Source organism: Rhodococcus sp. JG-3 (assembly GCF_000482405.1).
Lineage (GTDB): Bacteria > Actinomycetota > Actinomycetes > Mycobacteriales > Mycobacteriaceae > Rhodococcoides > Rhodococcoides fascians.
Genome location: NZ_KI519398.1, coordinates 2,173,963 through 2,191,235, shown reverse-complemented (window position 1 = coordinate 2,191,235; position 17,273 = coordinate 2,173,963). Strand labels below are relative to the sequence as shown.

Sequence of the window (17,273 nt, the reverse complement as noted above, 5' to 3'; positions counted from 1 at the left end):
GGGACTCACCGGCAAGACGTGCGCCCACCGAGCGACCGGCCGGCATGCGGGCGAACGACGAGACACCCGACCCGCTGCTGCGGACGGGGGTCGTCGTTCAGACTCTGCTGTTCGGGTTGCTCGGCATCGGCACCACGTTCACGCAGGACGGCCCCACGGAAGGGCTCGGCACCGTACTGACCTACGCCGTGTGCATCAGCACGATTCCCGTCGCCCGGATCATGAGCAAGGCCGAATTCGGGATGGACTGGTGGTCTCGCCGCGCACCCGTCAACAACTGGTTCGTCGTGTATTGCGAACTCGGTGTCACCGTGGTGACGGCAACCTACGCTGATCCTCTTGCAGCGCTTCAGGGTGCGATGCTTCTCGCACTGGTCGGTGCGTACGCCGCGCACTTCGCTCGACCGAAAGTGATCTGGTTCCACGTCGTGTGGAGCACGGTGTACGTGCTCGTACTCGGAGCATCAGCATTGGCGACAACCCCTACCGACACCGTATCGGTCGTCCTCCGAGTCGTCGTGGCCATCACGGTGATCAACGGCGCTGTCACGCTGCTGTCGGCGTTCTCACGAGCAGTACTGCACTCCTCTCGGGTTCATCTGTCCGACGCGATGACCGACCCACTGACCGGAGTGCTCAACCGGCGAGGCCTGGAAGCCAGAGCAGTCGGTGCCGGCAACGACCCCGTTCGCCCGGCCTTGTTGCTGATCGACATCGACCACTTCAAAGCCGTCAACGACCACCACGGCCACTCCGCGGGCGATGTCGCGTTGAGGCTGACGGCGATGCGATTGACCATGAGCGCCGGCCGACACGCGACGGTCTCACGACTGGGCGGCGACGAATTCGTCGTCCTCGTACCGGATCCGACACCGACGCTCGGCGAATTCGCCGAGCGCCTTCGACAGGCCGTCCATAACGTCGCAGACGACATACCGATCACCGTCAGCGTCGGTGCCGCACTGCCACAGGTGGATCCACGCTCCACCCGCACCGTGTTCGACCGAACACTCGCCGCCGCCGACGAGGCTTTGTATCGCGCGAAAAGCAACGGCCGCAATTGCGTCGCTCTTGCGCGTCCGCCCGGCGATATCGTTCACTGACGACGGCGTACGGCGATCTGGTTTTTCCGGGTTTCGCGACGACGAAGGCGGGAACTCGGTTGTATGCCGCCCAACTCGCTCTGGCTCGACCGACCCGACCGCACGCCCTACCGCGCGATCGATTTCACCCAGAAGTACGACACCGTGGTCATCGGGGCCGGACTCACAGGTTTGGTCACCGCCCTGCTGTTCGCACGAGCCGGAGAACGCGTCGCGGTGCTCGAAGCCCGCACGATCGGTGCCGTCGCGACAGGAAACACGACAGCCAAGATCAGCGTTCTGCAGGGCACGAAGCTGTCGTCGATAGCGTCGAAACATTCGCAACAGCAGGTGCGGCGTTACGTGCAGGGCAACACTGCTGGGCAGCAATGGCTGCTCGAATACTGCGCGGAGCGGGGTATAGCGGTCCAACGCGAGACGGCGTACACGTACGCCACGACCAGCTCCGGTCTCACCGCCGTTCGCGATGAATTGCGCGTCGCTCTCGGTGCCGGACTGAACGCCTCCTACGGCACCGACACCGAACTTCCCTTCGATGTCGCCGGTGCCGTGTCTGTTCCGGACCAAGCTCAATTCGATCCGATGGACGCCCTCATTGCCTTGGCCGAGGACGCCTCGAGCGCGGGTGCGGACATCACCGAGGGCACCCGAGCTCTCGGTGTGAGACGAAGGCTTCGTCACGTCGACGTCAAGACGGATCAGGGCCCACTCCGCGGGTCGCGGGTCGTCTTGGCCACTGGCACACCCATTCTCGATCGCGGTGCATTCTTCGCTCGAATGGAACCGATGCGGTCGTATGCCGCCGCGTACGAGATCGACGGCGACGTTCCACGCGGAATGTACCTCTCCGCCGACTCCCCCAGCCGATCGATCCGGTACGCGCCCACCCCGGCCGGCGATCTACTCCTCATCGGTGGAAACGATCACGTCGTCGGGCGCGAGTCTTCTCCGCAGGCCCAGGTGAACGACCTCGACGAATGGACCGCAGAGAACTTCCCCGGGGCCCGACGACGATACAGATGGTCCGCGCAGGATTACGGGTCGATCGACGCGCTGCCGTACGCCGGACCACTGCTGCCCGGCGACGATCGCATCTGGGTCGCTACCGGGTACGACAAATGGGGAATGACGAACGCCGCGGCGTCCGCGCTCGTTCTTGCACAGCGGGCGTTCGGCGGTCGAACCGACTGGGCCGGCGCGTACGACAGCTGGAATCTGCGCCAACTCACCGGCATCGTCGACGCGATCCGTATCAATGCCAACGTGGGACTGAACATGACGAAAGGATGGGCGAAGCCGATCACCGGGGGCTCGAAAACCCCACTGGTCGAGGGTCAGGGCCACGTCGAGCCCGGCATCGCACCGAAGGCTGTCTGCACCGTCGACGGCGTCACCCACCGCGTGTCTGCGGTGTGCCCACACCTCGGCGGCATCGTGGCGTGGAACGATGCCGAGAAGTCCTGGGACTGCCCGCTGCACGGTTCGCGTTTCGCTGCCGACGGCTCCGTGTTGGAGGGTCCCGTGACGTCGGGTCTGAATCCCTTGTCCTGACCCTTACATGTGTCGACAGGCGGCGTCTCACTACCGCACTATCGGCATGACCTGACGCACCTTCGGATCCCGTAGGTACAGCGCACCCCATGCAAGAATCCCGACGTAGACCGCGAACAGGACCGTGCTGAAGAGCGGCTTGTCGACCCGCCAGTTGGTGAGAACGGCACCACCGAGATAGCCGGTCAGGAGAACGGCACCCAGAAATGCGGTGCGCGGCACCAAGTACAGCACCAAGCACACCAGTAGCACGACGCCGATGACGGGCGTCATCTCGTCGCGCAGCCCCAATTCCACCGTCGCGTCTTTCACCTGCTGCACATTCAGCAGTTTGCCGACGATATCGAAGATCAGAAACAGCGCCAGCAGGCCGGTGAGGACCCAACCGACGCGCGCAGCGGTACGTGACGTGGTTGCAGGAGTGGTCGTCGTGGTCATGATGTTCTCCGATGTTCGAGATGCACGATGTCGCCGGTATCGACTGCCGTCGGTACGGAAACTCACCGCGGCCCCGCATTCGGTGTCGATCGAACCACCGTCGCGAGTCCACTCGAACCCGGTGACAGTAAAGTCGAAGAATGTCAGTGCGAGCAGGTGTTGTGGTCACGGGAACCGAGGTTCTTTCGGGTCGGGTGTCCGACAGGAACGGCCCATGGGTCGCCCAGCGACTGTTGGAACTGGGCGTCGACGTCGCCCACATCACTGTGTGCGGGGACAGGCCCGATGATCTCACCGCACAACTTCGCTTCCTCGCCGATCAGCGTATGGACCTCATCGTCACCACTGGCGGGTTGGGGCCGACCGCCGACGATCTCACGGTCGCGACCGTTGCCGCGCTCTACGGTCGAGAACTTCGGCTCGACGTCGAACTGGAGCAGCGCATCCAGCAGATCGTGCAGCGTTGGCGGAGTCGCCTGAGTTCCTCGACCGATTCGGAGCCCCTTCTCGCGGGCATCCGCAAGCAAGCCATGGTTCCGCAAGGCGCGCTGTCCATTTCGCCGACCGGCACTGCTCCCGGCGTCGCGATACCAGCGAGTGACTCCGGGATGCTGCCTGCGGTTCTGATTCTGCCGGGCCCACCGCGCGAACTACAGGCTATGTGGCCCGAAGCTGTCCAGACAGCGCCGGTCTCGCGAGTGTTGGCCAGGAGTACCGCGGTTCGCCAGGACACCATCCGTGCGTACGGTCTGTCGGAGGCCGACCTCGCGGCGACCTTACGAACAGCGGAGCGCGAGGTAGCGGGATTCGGCGACCTCGAGATCACCACCTGCCTGCGTCTCGGTGAACTCGAAATGGTGACGCGCTATCCAGAATCAGCGGCGGCCGCATACTCCGACGTCGCAGCACTTATCGAGAAAAACTATGGCTCACAGGTCTTTTCGACCGACGGATCCACTATCGACGACATCGTGGCGAGTCGCTTGACGGGCCGTCGCATCGCAACGGCAGAATCGTGCACGGGCGGCATGATCGCCGCGCGTCTCACCGACCGTGCCGGGTCGTCGGCATATGTGATCGGCGCGGTGGTGTCGTACGCAAACGAAGCGAAGACCGAGCTTCTCGGTGTTCCAGCCGAGGTCATCGACCAGCACGGAGCCGTGAGCGAACCGGTGGCTGCACTGATGGCGGAGGGCGCGCTGAACCGGGTGGGTGTCGACATCGCTGTCTCGACCAGTGGCATCGCAGGCCCCGGCGGTGGCACCGAACTCAAGCCCGTCGGCACCGTGTGCTTCGCGATTGCCGTCCGCGATCAGCCGACCGTCACCCGGACACTTCGACTGCCCGGTGACAGGGCAAGTGTGCGTTCGCTTTCCACCACCGCAGCGATGCACATGCTCGCCGACGCCCTGGAGCCGACGATCTGATTCTTGTGGTCAACGACCGACGATGGACTCCTCGATCGTCTTCGCCACCAGTGCCGCATCGTCGATCATCGGCACGTGGCCGACGTTTGCCAGCGTGACGAAATGCGCCCCGGGTAGCCGCTGACGGGCCGCAGGGACGAAATGTTCGGGCGGGAAGATGCGGTCTCCACTCGACCACGCCACAGTGAGGGGGCACGGCATTTCGGTGAACGGTGCCACGCTCTCGCGGGTGTTCAACAGGTCGTGAGCCGCATCGCATCCGACGAGGTCTTCGAATGATTCGGTAGCCTGCTGGTGCGTCATCTGCTTGCCGCGCAACGCAATATCACGCATGGCGAGCTGGCGAACGAACCCGAACCGCATCAGCGGCGGCATCAGTGAGCTGGTGGCGTCGGCCAGCTTCTTGGTTCGGATCAACGTCGCTCGACTCTTACCGGGATCGGCGTCGGGCTCCCAGAAACCGGCGGGCGAGAGCGCGCACACCGAACGGGCCCGGCCTCTGCGAGCGAGCTCGATACCCATCCACCCTCCCATCGAATTGCCCGCGATGTGCACGGTGTCGAGACCACGATCATCGAGCAGCTGCTCTGTCACATCGGTCAGAGCACCGATACTCGCATGATCGAGACGACGTCCACCGCGGTGCCCCGCTGCGGTCGGGACGAGGAGGTCGTAGTTCCTCGCGAGCAGTGGTGCGACGGTGTCCCACGCTCGAGCCGACATCGTCACTCCGTGCAGCAACAGAAGTGGAGGTTTGGTGCTCATCGTTCTTCTCATTTCCTTTTTCTGAGGTGGCACGTCTGTCGGCGCAGTCGTCCGAACACCGGTGAACTGCCTGAGCCCGACAGGCTACGTCACCCGGGTACCGGATTCCGTGCACTCGAAGCGATCGCGGCACGGGAGAACCGCCCAGACGGTGCAATCACCGATAACCGGCTCACCAGCTGACGGTTCCGTGGCGGTCGATGAACCGCCCGGATCCGTGGCCGGGCCCTTCGGTGGCGAACTGCACGATGGCGTCGGTCCCCTCGGTGACGGTCTGCGGCCCGCTGTTTCCGTTGAATTCGGTTGCGGTGTAGCCCGGATCGGCGGCATTGATGCGAATGTCGCTCAGGCCCTTGGCATACTGCGTCGTCAACATCGTGACAGCCGACTTCGACGCGGTGTAGGCCGGAGCAATCACGCTGGATTCGACGCGAGACGGATCGTGTGTCGCCGCGAACGAACCCATTCCACTGCTGACGTTGACGATGACGGGATCGGTGGAGCGGCGTAGCAGTGGAAGGAATGCTGTTGTGGTGCGGACAATTCCGAGAACGTTGACGTCGAGTACCGACTGCACATCGTCGGCGGTCAACTCTTCGATGTCGCTGTGCGGTCCGGGAATGCCCGCGTTGTTGATCAGTACGTCGACAACCCCCTCCCACCGTTCCACGTCCGCCGCTGCAGATGCGACGGATTCGGCATCGGTGACGTCGATCCGAACGAACCGAGCGCCCAACGCTGCTGCAGCATTCCTACCCCGCTCGGCGTCACGTGCTCCGAGGATCACGGTGTGGCCCTGATCGATCAGTCGGCGCGCGGTTTCGTAACCGAGGCCCTTGTTTGCTCCGGTGATGAATGTGATGGTCATGGCCCCAGTGTTCAGGTCGACCGGCGTGTGTTCCAGGCACGCCTGGACGGTAGGACAATCGGTACCACCCTCACATCCGCCCGAAGAGTGACAATGGAGTCGTGACCTCGACAACGGACGGACTCGGCGCGACGATCAGATCGTGGCGTGATCGACTCTCACCCGATGCTGTCGGACTGACGACCGGACGATCTCGCCGGGCCACGGGGCTCCGACGCGAGGACCTCGCCGATCTCGCGGGCATCTCCGTGGACTACGTCGTGCGGCTCGAACAGGGACGAGCGACGACACCGTCGGTGCAAGTGGTGTCGTCCTTGGCGCGGGCTCTCCAGCTGACTCTTCCCGAGCGAGACCATCTCTACCGCTTGGCCGGCCACATTCCGCCGGTCGACGGGACTATCTCCGACCACATCCCGCCTGGGGTCAGGCGGGTTGTCGGCCGACTCGACGAGGGTGCGGTTGCCGTCTTCGCCGCCGATTGGCAACTGCTCTGGTGGAACCGGAGTTGGGCTGCGCTGGTCGGTGATCCGTCGTCCGTCTCACCCTCGAAGCGCAACTTCGCTCGTGACTGTTTCCCTGTCGGCGCGGACACGCCCGGAATGTCCGCCTGGCCGGTGACGCCGTCCGGCGGCGACGCAGCAGTCCGAGCTGCCGTGGTGTCCGACCTTCGGCGAGCCACCGGGCGGTTTCCCCGAGACTCGAGACTGAGGGGCCTGATCGAAGAATTACGCACCGGCAGTGCAGAATTCGAGTCTCTGTGGTCGGTCGGTGCCGTCGGTTCACATCGCGAGGATCACAAAGTGGTCCACCATCCGACCGTCGGACCGATCACCGTCGACTGCGACGTACTCACCGACGGAGACGCGGAGCTGAAAATCGTCATCATGACAGCCGCCCCCGGATCGGAAGACGAAACGAAACTCCGGTTGGCCGCCGTTTCCGGTTCGGTCGGCCGGATACGGGTGCCAGTGCAGTAGCGGCCAGGCGAGTGCGTCAGCGACTGCTCTGCTATCCGACGATGCCGCGGAGGAACTCGATCCTGAGCCGGTTGTACTCGTCGGTCCACTGCGAGCCTGTGGTCATGAATGCATGCTCGAGGGTCCCCTCGTTCTTGCTGTACAGATTCAAGCGATTGGCGACGCCCATTCTGTCCAGCTTCGCGCTCAGTTCGGCCGCCTGATCGGGGAAGGTGCCGGTGTTGCCGTCGGTGATGAAGCTCGGCGGGAAGTCGGAAGTGGCGTTCTTCGTGACGTTTGCGCGCGCAAGCCAATCGGAATCGGTGGTGTCGAGGTAGCTGCGTGCACCGATGTCGTACAGAAAGCCGTTCGACGGACTCGGAGATAGCGGCGAGCCGGCCCTCCCCACATCGAGGACCGCACTGTCGAACACCAAGGCCTTCAAAGCGCTTCGATCCATCGTGGGTTCGATGCCCAGCGCACGTGCGTAGTCGGGGTTGGTCCGAACATTGGCGTAGCTACCCACGATCTGACCACCCGCGCTGCTTCCGGCGAGCACGACGCGGCTCATGTCCAAGCCGTATCGGTCGGCGTTCGTTTCCAAGAACTGCAGAGCCTCACCCAGCTGGATCGTCTGTGTGGGAAAACGGTATTCCGGTGCGAACGCATAATTCACCGATACCAGGTTGAAACCGGCGTCGAGTACGGGGCCCGCCCCCGACGCGAAGTACGGGTTGTCCGTCCCGAGTTCGGAATCACCGTCGGCCTTGTCCCCCGCTATCCATCCACCGCCGTGCACCATGACGTACGTGGGACGGCTGACCGACGGATCGTTGTCGGCGATGTAGATGTCGAGAAACGAATTGGGAAGCGTCGAGCCGTATTCGATGTCACTGGTGCGACCTGCCCCGTTCACTACCGTCATCGCTGTCGGCGCGGCAGAAACGAAGGAATTGCTCTGCCCCAACGACTGCAGCGCTCGAACCAGCGGCGCCGGACTGGCGGCCGTAGTGATCGTCACTGCGGAAACCACCAACGCAATCGAGGCAGCGAGGCCGGCCGGTACGGCGAGAACCACCCGGCGAGTGCCATCCGAGGAGCCCGCCCACGCCGATCCGAGCAGAAAGAACCCGAGCGCAGTCCCCGCGGTTGCGCTCACGATCCACAGCGCGTGAAAGGGCGTCACCAACCAGGCGACCTGAGCGACCACGGTCACTGCACCGAGCGAAGTTCCTACGGCTACATGCTTTCTGGCATCGGACGCGACGAGACAGGTGGCCACGACGGCCACGACGATGACCCACAATCCCACCGCGAACTGCTGACGGATCAGAAGACACTGGAGCCACGCGAGTGCAACACCGATACCACCGGTCATCACCAGTGCCGTTGTCGACGTTCTCGTTCGGCGGCCTTCGAAAATTTCGCTCACCCTCAGCTACGCCGTGGACGTGTGACGTTGCCTGTGCAGGTCACGGACAGCGTCGATGAACTCGGCGACCGGCCCGTCGACCACTGCTCCCGGCACGACCTGCGTGATGGTGAGCGGCGTGATCGCGAGCGGCGCAGCACCGAATTCTTCCAGCCACGTGAGCAATTGGGCTGTCGAGGTGGCGTAAACGATACGTCCGAGCCCGACAATTCCGTGGCTCGCCGCGCACATCGCACAATGCTCACCGGAGGTGTACACCGTCGACGATCGTCGCTCACTGGGGTTCAGATTGGTCGCCGCCCACCGCGACAGTGCGATCTCGGGGTGCTGGGTGGGATCGTGTCGATCGCCGACGCGATTTCGGTCCTCCGCAAGCACTTCACCGCTGCCCGACACCAGCACCGAACCGAACGGATCGTTGCCCGTACTCACTGCGGCCGCCGCCAGATCCACAGCACGCGCCAGAAATGCACGGTCGTCGGCGGAAATACTCATGCCGCACCACATGGTGCGTCGACGATAGAAGTGTCCACACCTCGACCGTACCGGTACGAAGCACGGCGAACTCCGCATCGATCCCACGCGCTCCCGCCGAAGCGCAGGTAGCCGACACCGTCACCCGACTTGTCAGACTCGCGACAACGAGCGCACAATTCTTCACCATGGCACTGATCTCGAAGGGCTTCGTGGGCCGACGGCGCGGCGACGACGGGCGCACTCCCCCCGGTCAGTATCTGACCAAGGATTTTCCCGTCCTCGCGATCGGGCCTGCGCCCGTGGTCGCGACCGACGCCTGGTCGTTCTCGGTCACCACCGAACGGGGCGACACCCGCAGTTGGACCTGGGACGAATTCGCGGCACTTCCACACGAGACTCCGACCGTCGACATTCACTGCGTCACCAAGTGGTCGAAGCTCGACACCAGGTGGAAGGGCGTAAGCCTGGACGTTCTGCTGGACGGTCTCGACACCGATGCCGGGTACGTCGTGGCGCACGGCTTCGACGGTTACACCACCAATCTCCCCCTCGAAGACCTCCGGGACGGGAAGGCCTGGCTCGTCACCGAGTTCGACGGCGCTCCCCTGACTCGCGAACACGGCGGTCCGGCAAGGCTTCTCGTTCCGCATCTGTATTTCTGGAAATCGGCGAAGTGGATCTCACGCATCGAGCTCACCGTGGAGAACGAACAAGGTTTCTGGGAACGCGGTGGGTACCACGACTACGGAGACCCGTGGCGCGAGCAGCGCTACCAGGGCGATTGACGTGGCCGTGACGGCTGGAGCAAAATCCTGGCTCGTCGCCACGGCGGCGGCCGTGCGGCGTGAGACACCCACCGCGTCCACCCTTGTTCTCGACGTCGACGGTTGGCGCGGCCATCTCGCCGGGCAGCACGTGGACGTCAAGCTCACCGCCGAGGACGGCTACAGCGCACAGCGCAGCTACTCCTTGGCCTCGGCACCCGACGGCACGACGCGTATCGAGATCGCCGTACAGAACGTCGCGGACGGCGAGGTGTCGCCCTACTTGGTCGAGTCCGTCGAGGTCGGCGATCGCATCGAAATTCGGGGGCCGGTGGGCCGATGGTTCGTCTGGCGGCCGCCCCAACCGTCGGAGACCCCGTCTCCGCCGATTCTGTTGGTGGGTGGTGGTTCTGGCATCGTCCCGCTCCGCGCCATGGTTCGTGCGCAGGCGTCCGCGACGGGCGGACGGGTGCCCTTCCGGGTGCTGTACTCCGTGCGCGAACCCGCGGAGGTCTATTTCGCGGACGAGTGGGCTCACCCTCCGGCGGGAGTGGACGTCACGATGATCCACACGCGGCGTGCTCCTGCCGGTAGCACACGGCCACTCGGTCGAATCACGTTGGAAGACATCGACGCTCACGGGTGGCCGGCGGAGTTCGAGCCGAGATGTTACATCTGCGGGCCCACGAGTTTCGTCGACACGGTCGCGGACATGCTGGTAGCGCGCGGCCACTCAGCTGGGAACATTCGTACGGAGCGTTTCGGACCGAGCTGAGATCGGCCCTCGACTCAGCGCCGCTCACGCGGTAGAGATGAACCATCCACATCTCGCCGTTCTCAATGGGGTTCTTATCCATCCCCACTGGAGTCTGCTTCCCCTACTGTCGGCACCATGACCATCGATCGAGTACCTGTACCCGGCGGAGACATCGTCGTCGAAACACACACCGGCACCAGCGAGACCGTCCTCGTGGTGCACGGCGTGTCCAGCCAGCGCATGCTGTGGGGCTGGCTGCGGTCGGAATCGCCACACCTGACACTGGTCGCACCGGATCTGCGCGGCAGGGGCGACAGCGTCGAGGTCACGGGGCCGTCGTCGCTCGCTCGGCACGCAGACGACCTGGACGCCGTCATGGATGCCCTCGGACTCGACGCCGCGCACGTGTGCGGAATGTCCATGGGTGGATTCGTGGCGGTCGAGTTCGCGGCCCGGTATCCATCTCGAGTGAAGAGTCTCGTTCTCGTCGACGGAGGCGTTCCGGTGGCACCGCCCGCCGGTCTCACCCGCGAAACCGTAGGAGCTGTGTTCGCGGACAGAATTGCTCGAACTCAGAAGCATTTCGACGCCGTCGACGACTACGTCGACTTCTTGGTCTCGACGTCGCTGCCGCTTCTCGACCCAGCCGATCCACTCCTCCGGACGTACGCCGAACACGATCTGGTCGACGGGTCGGTGCGACTGTCGACCGATGCAGTCGTCTCCGACGCAGAGGATGTGTTCTTCGGCGAGTCACGGTTTCGAGAACTGACGATGCCGACTCGATTCCTGCACGCGCAGTGGAGCGTTGGGGAGAACTCGGCACCGATGTACTCGCCCGAAGACATCGATGCGCTCGACCTGACCTCGATAACGCCGATGATGGAACTCGACCATGCCGGCACGATCATGACCCCTGCCGGTGCCACCGCCGTGGGAGCACGAATCGACGAGGCGCTGCGGAACGGGTGATGAAGCAGCACAAGGACCGGAATGGAGCGGTCGGGGGACGTCGGCTGTCCATTTCGTCAGCTGTGTCGTGCGTCTCGTTCAGCCAGACTTAGCCGACAGTGAGCGTCGCCTCACCCTCGTCGAGCATGGTCAGGAGAAACAAATGAGCGGTGCCGGTGCAGTCCGGGAGGACAGCGGTGTGCGGCTGCGGTTCATCGCCACTGCGGACCAGCAGATGCCCGTTGCCATCCTGGAGTGGCAGCGTCGCGCTCCACTTCTCGCCGATCTCGTCGCACTGTTCGCCGATCTCGGGCTGCGCGTGGCGAACCACGAGTTGTTGCCCCCGGACGACGACGGCGACGCCCTCGTTCACAGATTCGGTTTCAGTACCGATGAAATCGATTGGTCCGCAGCAACTCCGAACCTGCTACGGGCTGCATTCGAAGCCGCTGCATCGGGCGATCTCGAGGTCGATGGCTTCACTCGCCTCATCGCATCGGCGTCCATCCCGTTCACCGACGCCGTTCTCGTTCGCGCCGCAGCCCGCTATCTCAGCCAGGTAGGGCTGGAGCTGTCCGAACCCACTGTGGTCTCGATACTGCTGCGGCACAGCGACTTCGTCCGAGGATTCTGCGCACTCTTTCATGCACGATTCGATCCCGACGTGACCGACCGTGACAGTCCGACGGCTGCTGCCGAGAAGATTCTCGACACCGCTGTCGAGCGCACCTCGGCACTCGACGAGGATCGCCTGTTACGCGGACTGCGGTCTTTCCTCTCGGCAGTGTTGCGTACCAATTGGTTTCGACGCGACCGCACGGTCGGTGCTCCGCCCGCAGCATTCAAGATCGATCCGGCACGATTGTCCCTCGCTGCGGCTGTCACCCCTTACCGCGAAATCTTCGTGCACTCGCCGATCGTCGAAGGAAGTCACGTTCGGAGCGGTGCGATATCTCGCGGGGGCCTACGTCATTCGGACCGACACGACGATTTCCGCACCGAAGTGCTCGATCTGATGAAGACGCAACACGTCAAGAATTCACCGATCGTGCCGATGGGCGCCAAGGGCGCTTTCGTGGTTCGAACGGAAGCGACGCCCGAAGGTGTCCGCAACGCCTACACCGATTTCATCGAGGCACTGCTCGATGTCACCGACAACGTCGTCGACGGCGCGGTGGTCCATCCGACGCGCACGGTGATCCGCGACGGCGAGGACCCGTATCTCGTTGTCGCCGCCGACAAGGGGACTGCCCGATTCTCCGACCTTGCCAACAGCATTGCACTCCGCCGAGGATTCTGGCTCGGGGATGCGTTCGCCTCAGGAGGCTCGGCGGGCTACGACCACAAGGCCATGGGAATCACCGCCCGCGGCGGGTGGCTGTCGGTACGACGCCATTTCGCCGAGAAGGGCGTCGATGTCGATACCGATGCGTTCACGGTGGTCGGTATCGGAGACATGTCGGGTGACGTGTTCGGCAATGGCATGCTCCTGAGCCACGCCATCCGACTCGTCGGGGCGTTCGATCACCGGCACATCTTTCTCGATCCGAACCCCGACCCCGAGGTCTCGTACCGCGAACGGGAACGGCTGGCATCGATCGCCGGAAGCAGCTGGGCAGATTACGACACCAGCGCGCTGTCGTCGGGTGGTGCGGTGTGGCCCCGTTCGGTCAAGTCCATCGAACTCTCACCGCAGATGCAGGCACGACTCGGAATCGAGGTGGGCACCCTCTCCCCCAACGCACTCGTCGAGGCGCTGCTCACCGCCCCGGTGGATCTACTGTGGAACGGAGGGATCGGCACCTACGTCAAGGCCTCGACCGAGGGACACTCCGACTCCGCCGATCCGGCCAACGATTCCGTTCGCGTCGACGCGTCCCAACTGCATGCCCGGGTCGTCGGCGAGGGCGGCAATCTCGGCCTCACGCAGCGTGCTCGAATCGAATTCGCCCTTGCCGGGGGTTGCGTCAACGCCGACTTCATCGACAACGCCACGGGCGTCGCCACCTCCGATCGAGAGGTGAATCTGAAAATCGCGGTGGACGCGGCCGTCGCGGACGGCGAACTGTCCGTCACCGAGCGCAACAGAGCGCTGTCCCAGGTTCAGGACGAGGTTGCCGAGTCGGTGCTTGCAGATGCTGCATCGCAGACCCTGGCGATCAGCCTCGCCGAGGCCCACGCGCCGTTCCTGCTGGGCCGGCACGAACGGTTGATCGACAACCTCGAACGCGACGCGGGAATCAGTCGAGTCGCTGCGGTTCTTCCCTCGCCTGCCGAGTTACGGGCTCGACATCGCTTGGGGCAGGGACTGGTTCGGCCCGAGATCGCGGTGCTGTTGGCGCAGTCGAAGAACCTGGTGGCCACCGAATTGCTCGCCTCTCCCCTACTGGACGACCCGGTGTTCGACGGGGTACTCGCCGGCTATTTTCCAGAATCGATCCGTGTCTTGGTTCCCCACCACATTCGCACGCATCCACTGGCCCGGGAGATCGTGGCGGTCGTCGTGACCGGACACATGATCGACCGCGTCGGGCCCGGCATGATTCACCGGCTGGAGGAGAGGCTGGGCGTGAGCACTGCCGATATCGCGGTCGCGTATGCCGTCGTGCGCCAGGTTTTCGACATCGACCACCTGTGGGACGTCGTTGCCGATCTACCTGGAATCCCGCAGAGCACCAGGCTGGTTTTGCAGTTCGGTGTTCAGGATCTGATCGAGCGGACCACGTCGTGGTTGTTGCGGAACCGCGACGAACATTCGACGCCTCTGGAGACGATCGAACGCTTCACGCGGCCGGTACGTGAACTCCGAGCATCGTTGCCGGAGTTGACCGGCGATCTTGTCGTCGATCAGAACACACTTCGACTCCTCTCCGAGGCATTCGCATTGGAGACGACAGCCCGGTCGCTCGCCCGACCGATAGCGCACGTGGCGCAGACGTATCTCGAATTCGGCCGCGCCGTGGGTCTCGACCGGTTGGTGGAACGCTCCTCTGTCGCCTCCGGTGGAGCCGACTACTGGGACGCCATGGCAAGCGCGATTCTGGTCGATGCGATTCGTGAGCATTGGCACAACATGACCGAACGGGTCCTGTCCGAGGCGGTACACACCGAATCTGCTACCGACGCCGTTGCAGCGTGGCAGTCTGTGCACACCAATTCCGTCGAACGATTGGCCCAGATGGTCGGTGAACTCCACAGCGTGGAAGGGCTGAGCAATTCGCAAGTGTGCGTGGTGAGCGCAGAGCTGTCGCTCGCCCTGTCTCGGTGCCGATGAATCGCACTACCTCTACCTGTTCGATCGAAACGAAGGAGCCGTCCCCATGCGCTTGATCGTCGGATATCTCGCCACCCCCAGCGGTAAGGACGGTCTTACCCTCGGGGTGCAGCTCGCCCGCAGCCTGGGTGCTCAACTCGACATCTGCATGGTCCTACCGCCGGACCGCACCGTTGCGTCCAGAGTCCCCGCCGAAACCGGTTACGAGGACGTCCTGGTCACACGAGCGCAAGGCTGGCTCGACGAGGCGAAATCGTTGGTGCCGTCCGACATCGAGGTCGCCGTGCACGCGAGTTTCAACGATTCGTTCGCCCAGGGACTGCTCGACGAGGTGGCTCGGCTGGGGGCCTCGGCCATCGTCGTGGGTGCGTCCGGAGACGGCCTGCTCGGACGGCATTCCGTCGGCTCGGTCTCGACCGAACTGCTGCATTCGGCACACGTGCCGCTTGCACTCGCGCCGCGCGGCACCCGGCACTCGTCTGCTCGGGAGATTCGTCAGGTGACCTGCGCACTCGGAACCAGGACGGGAGCGGATGTATTGCTGCGGACGGCGGTACGCACCTGCGAGAGGATGCACACTCCGCTCCGGCTCGTGTCGCTGGTTGCGCTCGACCCCCGCAACGATCTTCGCGATGCCCGGGACAGCTACGACAGCGCGCGTGACCGTGCCGTCGCGCACGCACGTGCCCTCGTGGACGAAGCGAAATCCACCTTGCCGGAGGATTTTCCGATATCGGTGACCATCGCGGACGGGTCGTCCGTCGAGTCTGCGGTGCGGACGCTCGACTGGCAGGACGGCGACCTCGTCATGGTCGGCTCCAGCCGCCTTGCCCAACCGCGCCGACTCTTTCTCGGTTCGACGGCAGCGAAGATGCTTCGCGTCCTGCCCGTTCCCATGGTGGTCGTCCCCAAGCAGGAGTTCGAATCATGAATTCGTCGACGGAAGGCTCGAATATGGGCAGGAACGCAAGCGGGCCCTCGCCCACTGCCGGTGAAGTCAGCGCCAAGGGGCTGGCGACAGGCACAGTCGGCACCTTCTCGGGTGCGATACTCGGAATCTCCTCTGTAGCACCGGGTTACACTCTGACCGCAAGCATCGGCCTGATCGTCGCGGCCGTAGGTCTGAAGATGCCGGCAATCCTGATCGCGGGCTTCGTTCCGATGTTTCTCACCGCTTATGCCTACCGCGAGCTGAACTCCGAGTCTCCCGATTGCGGCGCGTCGTTCACGTGGTCGACCAAAGCATTCGGACCCTACGTCGGATGGATGTGTGGATGGGGCATGGTGATTGCGACGATCATCGTGTTGTCCAATCTTGCGGCCATCGCGGTGCAGTTCTTCTATCTGTTCATAGCGAAGTTGTTCGACACACCGTCGATCGCCGATCTACCGGGCAACAAGTTCGTCAATGTCGGTACGACGTTGGTGTTCATCGCAGCGGCCACCTGGATCGCCAGCAGAGGCATCACCACGAGCGAAAAGCTGCAGATCGTCACGGTCGGCTTTCAGATGGTGCTTCTCGTCGTCTTCGCCGTCGTTGCGCTGATTCATGTCGGAGCAGGCGACGCCCCGGGCGAGGTCACTTTCGACTTGGACTGGTTCAACCCGTTCACCGGCGTGGCCGTCGGTGCGTTCGTCATCGGACTTACGGGATCCATCTTCGCTTTCTGGGGTTGGGATACGTGCCTGACGCTCGGCGAGGAATCGAAGAACCCGAAGACGACGCCCGGTCGCGCCGGATTGCTCTGCGTGGCAACCATTCTGCTCACGTACCTCCTCGTCGCGGTGGCCGCCATGATGTACGCAGGGGTAGGCGAGGACGGCCTGGGCCTGGGTAACCCGGACAACGCCGAGAACGTCTTCGGCTCTCTGGCCGACCCGGTGCTCGGTAAATGGGGCGGGCTGCTGCTGTTCCTGGCCGTGCTGGTGTCCTCACTGGCGAGCTTGCAGACCACGTTCCTTCCGGCTGCGCGAACGATGCTGGCGATGGGTTCCTACGGTGCCTTCCCCAAGAAATTCGCCGAAGTGTCACCTCGCTTCCTGGTGCCTTCCTACGCAACCGTCGTCGCAGGGGCCATCACCGCAGGGTTCTACACAGTGGTCACGTTCCTGTCCGAGCGCACTCTGATCGACACCATCGCGGCCCTGGGCATCATGATCTGCTGGTATTACGGCATCACGGCTTTTGCCTGCATCTGGTATTTCCGCGGCAGGCTGTTCGACAGCGTCCGTAACACCGTCTTCCGCTTCCTGTTTCCACTTCTCGGTGGCCTCATGCTGCTCGCCGTTTTCGTCATATCACTCGGCGAGAGCATGAATCCCGACAACGCCAGCGGAGCCTCGATCGGCGGCATCGGACTCGTGTTCTTCCTCGGCTTCGGCATCCTCGTCCTCGGCGCGGTGCTGATGATCGTCATGAGGTTCCGCCATCCCGCATTCTTCGAGGGCAAGACACTCGATCGCAATACTTCCGCATTGCGGGACGAAAGCGATCTGGCGGGCAGATAGCC

General features: G+C 63.8%; 15 protein-coding genes. 10 read left to right on the top strand and 5 right to left on the bottom strand.

Annotated features, from left to right (window positions below; genetic code table 11):
* Nucleotides 1–44: 44 nt before the first annotated feature.
* Both K414_RS26730 and K414_RS0111860 read left to right on the top strand, forming a co-directional pair.
* On the top strand, nucleotides 45–1,103 hold the full coding sequence (locus tag K414_RS26730; protein WP_051365068.1) for a GGDEF domain-containing protein: 1,059 nt from the start codon (nucleotides 45–47) through the stop codon (nucleotides 1,101–1,103).
* Between the two features lie 63 nt (nucleotides 1,104–1,166).
* Nucleotides 1,167–2,654: an FAD-dependent oxidoreductase gene (locus K414_RS0111860; protein WP_027496149.1), complete on the top strand. Its 1,488-nt coding sequence runs from the start codon at nucleotides 1,167–1,169 to the stop codon at nucleotides 2,652–2,654.
* 30 nt (nucleotides 2,655–2,684) lie between these two features.
* Here K414_RS0111860 and K414_RS0111855 read toward each other — a convergent pair whose 3' ends face one another.
* Entirely contained in the window at nucleotides 2,685–3,092 is a 408-nt protein-coding gene (locus tag K414_RS0111855) for a DoxX family protein (RefSeq protein ID WP_032385784.1), read from the bottom strand.
* A gap of 140 nt (nucleotides 3,093–3,232) precedes the next feature.
* Here K414_RS0111855 and K414_RS0111850 point away from each other — a divergent pair, with 140 nt between their 5' ends.
* Nucleotides 3,233–4,519 carry a competence/damage-inducible protein A gene (locus K414_RS0111850; RefSeq protein WP_027496147.1) on the top strand — a complete coding sequence of 429 codons (1,287 nt, stop codon included), beginning with the start codon at nucleotides 3,233–3,235 and terminating at the stop codon, nucleotides 4,517–4,519.
* A 9-nt stretch (nucleotides 4,520–4,528) separates the two neighbouring features.
* Here the strand turns inward: K414_RS0111850 and K414_RS0111845 are convergent, their stop codons facing one another.
* Both K414_RS0111845 and K414_RS0111840 read right to left on the bottom strand, forming a co-directional pair.
* Nucleotides 4,529–5,284 (bottom strand): alpha/beta hydrolase, encoded by a 756-nt coding sequence (locus tag K414_RS0111845; RefSeq protein ID WP_027496146.1) that lies wholly within the window; start codon nucleotides 5,282–5,284, stop codon nucleotides 4,529–4,531.
* Nucleotides 5,285–5,456: 172 nt separating this feature from the next.
* Nucleotides 5,457–6,152, bottom strand: coding sequence for an SDR family NAD(P)-dependent oxidoreductase (locus K414_RS0111840; protein WP_027496145.1), 696 nt, complete (start codon nucleotides 6,150–6,152; stop codon nucleotides 5,457–5,459).
* Nucleotides 6,153–6,253: 101 nt separating this feature from the next.
* Between K414_RS0111840 and K414_RS0111835 the strand changes: the two genes are divergently transcribed.
* Entirely contained in the window at nucleotides 6,254–7,129 is an 876-nt protein-coding gene (locus K414_RS0111835) for a helix-turn-helix transcriptional regulator (RefSeq protein WP_027496144.1), read from the top strand.
* A 31-nt stretch (nucleotides 7,130–7,160) separates the two neighbouring features.
* On the opposite strand, the gene K414_RS0111830 is transcribed toward K414_RS0111835, so the two are convergent.
* Together K414_RS0111830 and K414_RS0111825 are read right to left on the bottom strand one after the other, a co-directional pair.
* Nucleotides 7,161–8,540 (bottom strand): alpha/beta hydrolase, encoded by a 1,380-nt coding sequence (locus tag K414_RS0111830; RefSeq protein ID WP_152530407.1) that lies wholly within the window; start codon nucleotides 8,538–8,540, stop codon nucleotides 7,161–7,163.
* A 6-nt stretch (nucleotides 8,541–8,546) separates the two neighbouring features.
* Complete coding sequence (locus K414_RS0111825; protein ID WP_027496142.1) at nucleotides 8,547–9,035, bottom strand: nucleoside deaminase; 489 nt, start codon at nucleotides 9,033–9,035, stop codon at nucleotides 8,547–8,549.
* Between the two features lie 167 nt (nucleotides 9,036–9,202).
* Here K414_RS0111825 and K414_RS0111820 point away from each other — a divergent pair, with 167 nt between their 5' ends.
* The 6 genes from K414_RS0111820 (at nucleotide 9,203) to K414_RS0111795 (ending at nucleotide 17,271) form a co-directional block, all read left to right on the top strand.
* Entirely contained in the window at nucleotides 9,203–9,802 is a 600-nt protein-coding gene (locus K414_RS0111820; protein ID WP_027496141.1) for a sulfite oxidase-like oxidoreductase, read from the top strand.
* A gap of 1 nt (nucleotide 9,803) precedes the next feature.
* A complete protein-coding gene (locus K414_RS0111815) occupies nucleotides 9,804–10,556 on the top strand; it encodes a ferredoxin reductase (RefSeq protein ID WP_027496140.1) in 753 nt (250 codons plus the stop codon).
* 117 nt (nucleotides 10,557–10,673) lie between these two features.
* Complete coding sequence (locus K414_RS0111810; RefSeq protein ID WP_027496139.1) at nucleotides 10,674–11,510, top strand: alpha/beta hydrolase; 837 nt, start codon at nucleotides 10,674–10,676, stop codon at nucleotides 11,508–11,510.
* 142 nt (nucleotides 11,511–11,652) lie between these two features.
* On the top strand, nucleotides 11,653–14,763 hold the full coding sequence (locus tag K414_RS26725) for an NAD-glutamate dehydrogenase domain-containing protein (RefSeq protein WP_051365067.1): 3,111 nt from the start codon (nucleotides 11,653–11,655) through the stop codon (nucleotides 14,761–14,763).
* 46 nt (nucleotides 14,764–14,809) lie between these two features.
* Nucleotides 14,810–15,694 (top strand): universal stress protein, encoded by an 885-nt coding sequence (locus tag K414_RS0111800; protein WP_027496138.1) that lies wholly within the window; start codon nucleotides 14,810–14,812, stop codon nucleotides 15,692–15,694.
* Between the two features lie 23 nt (nucleotides 15,695–15,717).
* Nucleotides 15,718–17,271: an APC family permease gene (locus K414_RS0111795; RefSeq protein WP_027496137.1), complete on the top strand. Its 1,554-nt coding sequence runs from the start codon at nucleotides 15,718–15,720 to the stop codon at nucleotides 17,269–17,271.
* Nucleotides 17,272–17,273: the final 2 nt, after the last annotated feature.

Coding starts and splice junctions, on each gene's coding strand:
- K414_RS26730 (WP_051365068.1), top strand. CDS start 45: ATGCGGGCGAACGACGAGACACCCGACCCGCTGCTGCGGACGGGGGTC.
- K414_RS0111860 (WP_027496149.1), top strand. CDS start 1,167: ATGCCGCCCAACTCGCTCTGGCTCGACCGACCCGACCGCACGCCCTAC.
- K414_RS0111855 (WP_032385784.1), bottom strand. CDS start 3,092: ATGACCACGACGACCACTCCTGCAACCACGTCACGTACCGCTGCGCGC.
- K414_RS0111850 (WP_027496147.1), top strand. CDS start 3,233: ATGTCAGTGCGAGCAGGTGTTGTGGTCACGGGAACCGAGGTTCTTTCG.
- K414_RS0111845 (WP_027496146.1), bottom strand. CDS start 5,284: ATGAGCACCAAACCTCCACTTCTGTTGCTGCACGGAGTGACGATGTCG.
- K414_RS0111840 (WP_027496145.1), bottom strand. CDS start 6,152: ATGACCATCACATTCATCACCGGAGCAAACAAGGGCCTCGGTTACGAA.
- K414_RS0111825 (WP_027496142.1), bottom strand. CDS start 9,035: ATGAGTATTTCCGCCGACGACCGTGCATTTCTGGCGCGTGCTGTGGAT.
- K414_RS0111820 (WP_027496141.1), top strand. CDS start 9,203: ATGGCACTGATCTCGAAGGGCTTCGTGGGCCGACGGCGCGGCGACGAC.
- K414_RS0111810 (WP_027496139.1), top strand. CDS start 10,674: ATGACCATCGATCGAGTACCTGTACCCGGCGGAGACATCGTCGTCGAA.
- K414_RS26725 (WP_051365067.1), top strand. CDS start 11,653: ATGAGCGGTGCCGGTGCAGTCCGGGAGGACAGCGGTGTGCGGCTGCGG.
- K414_RS0111800 (WP_027496138.1), top strand. CDS start 14,810: ATGCGCTTGATCGTCGGATATCTCGCCACCCCCAGCGGTAAGGACGGT.
- K414_RS0111795 (WP_027496137.1), top strand. CDS start 15,718: ATGGGCAGGAACGCAAGCGGGCCCTCGCCCACTGCCGGTGAAGTCAGC.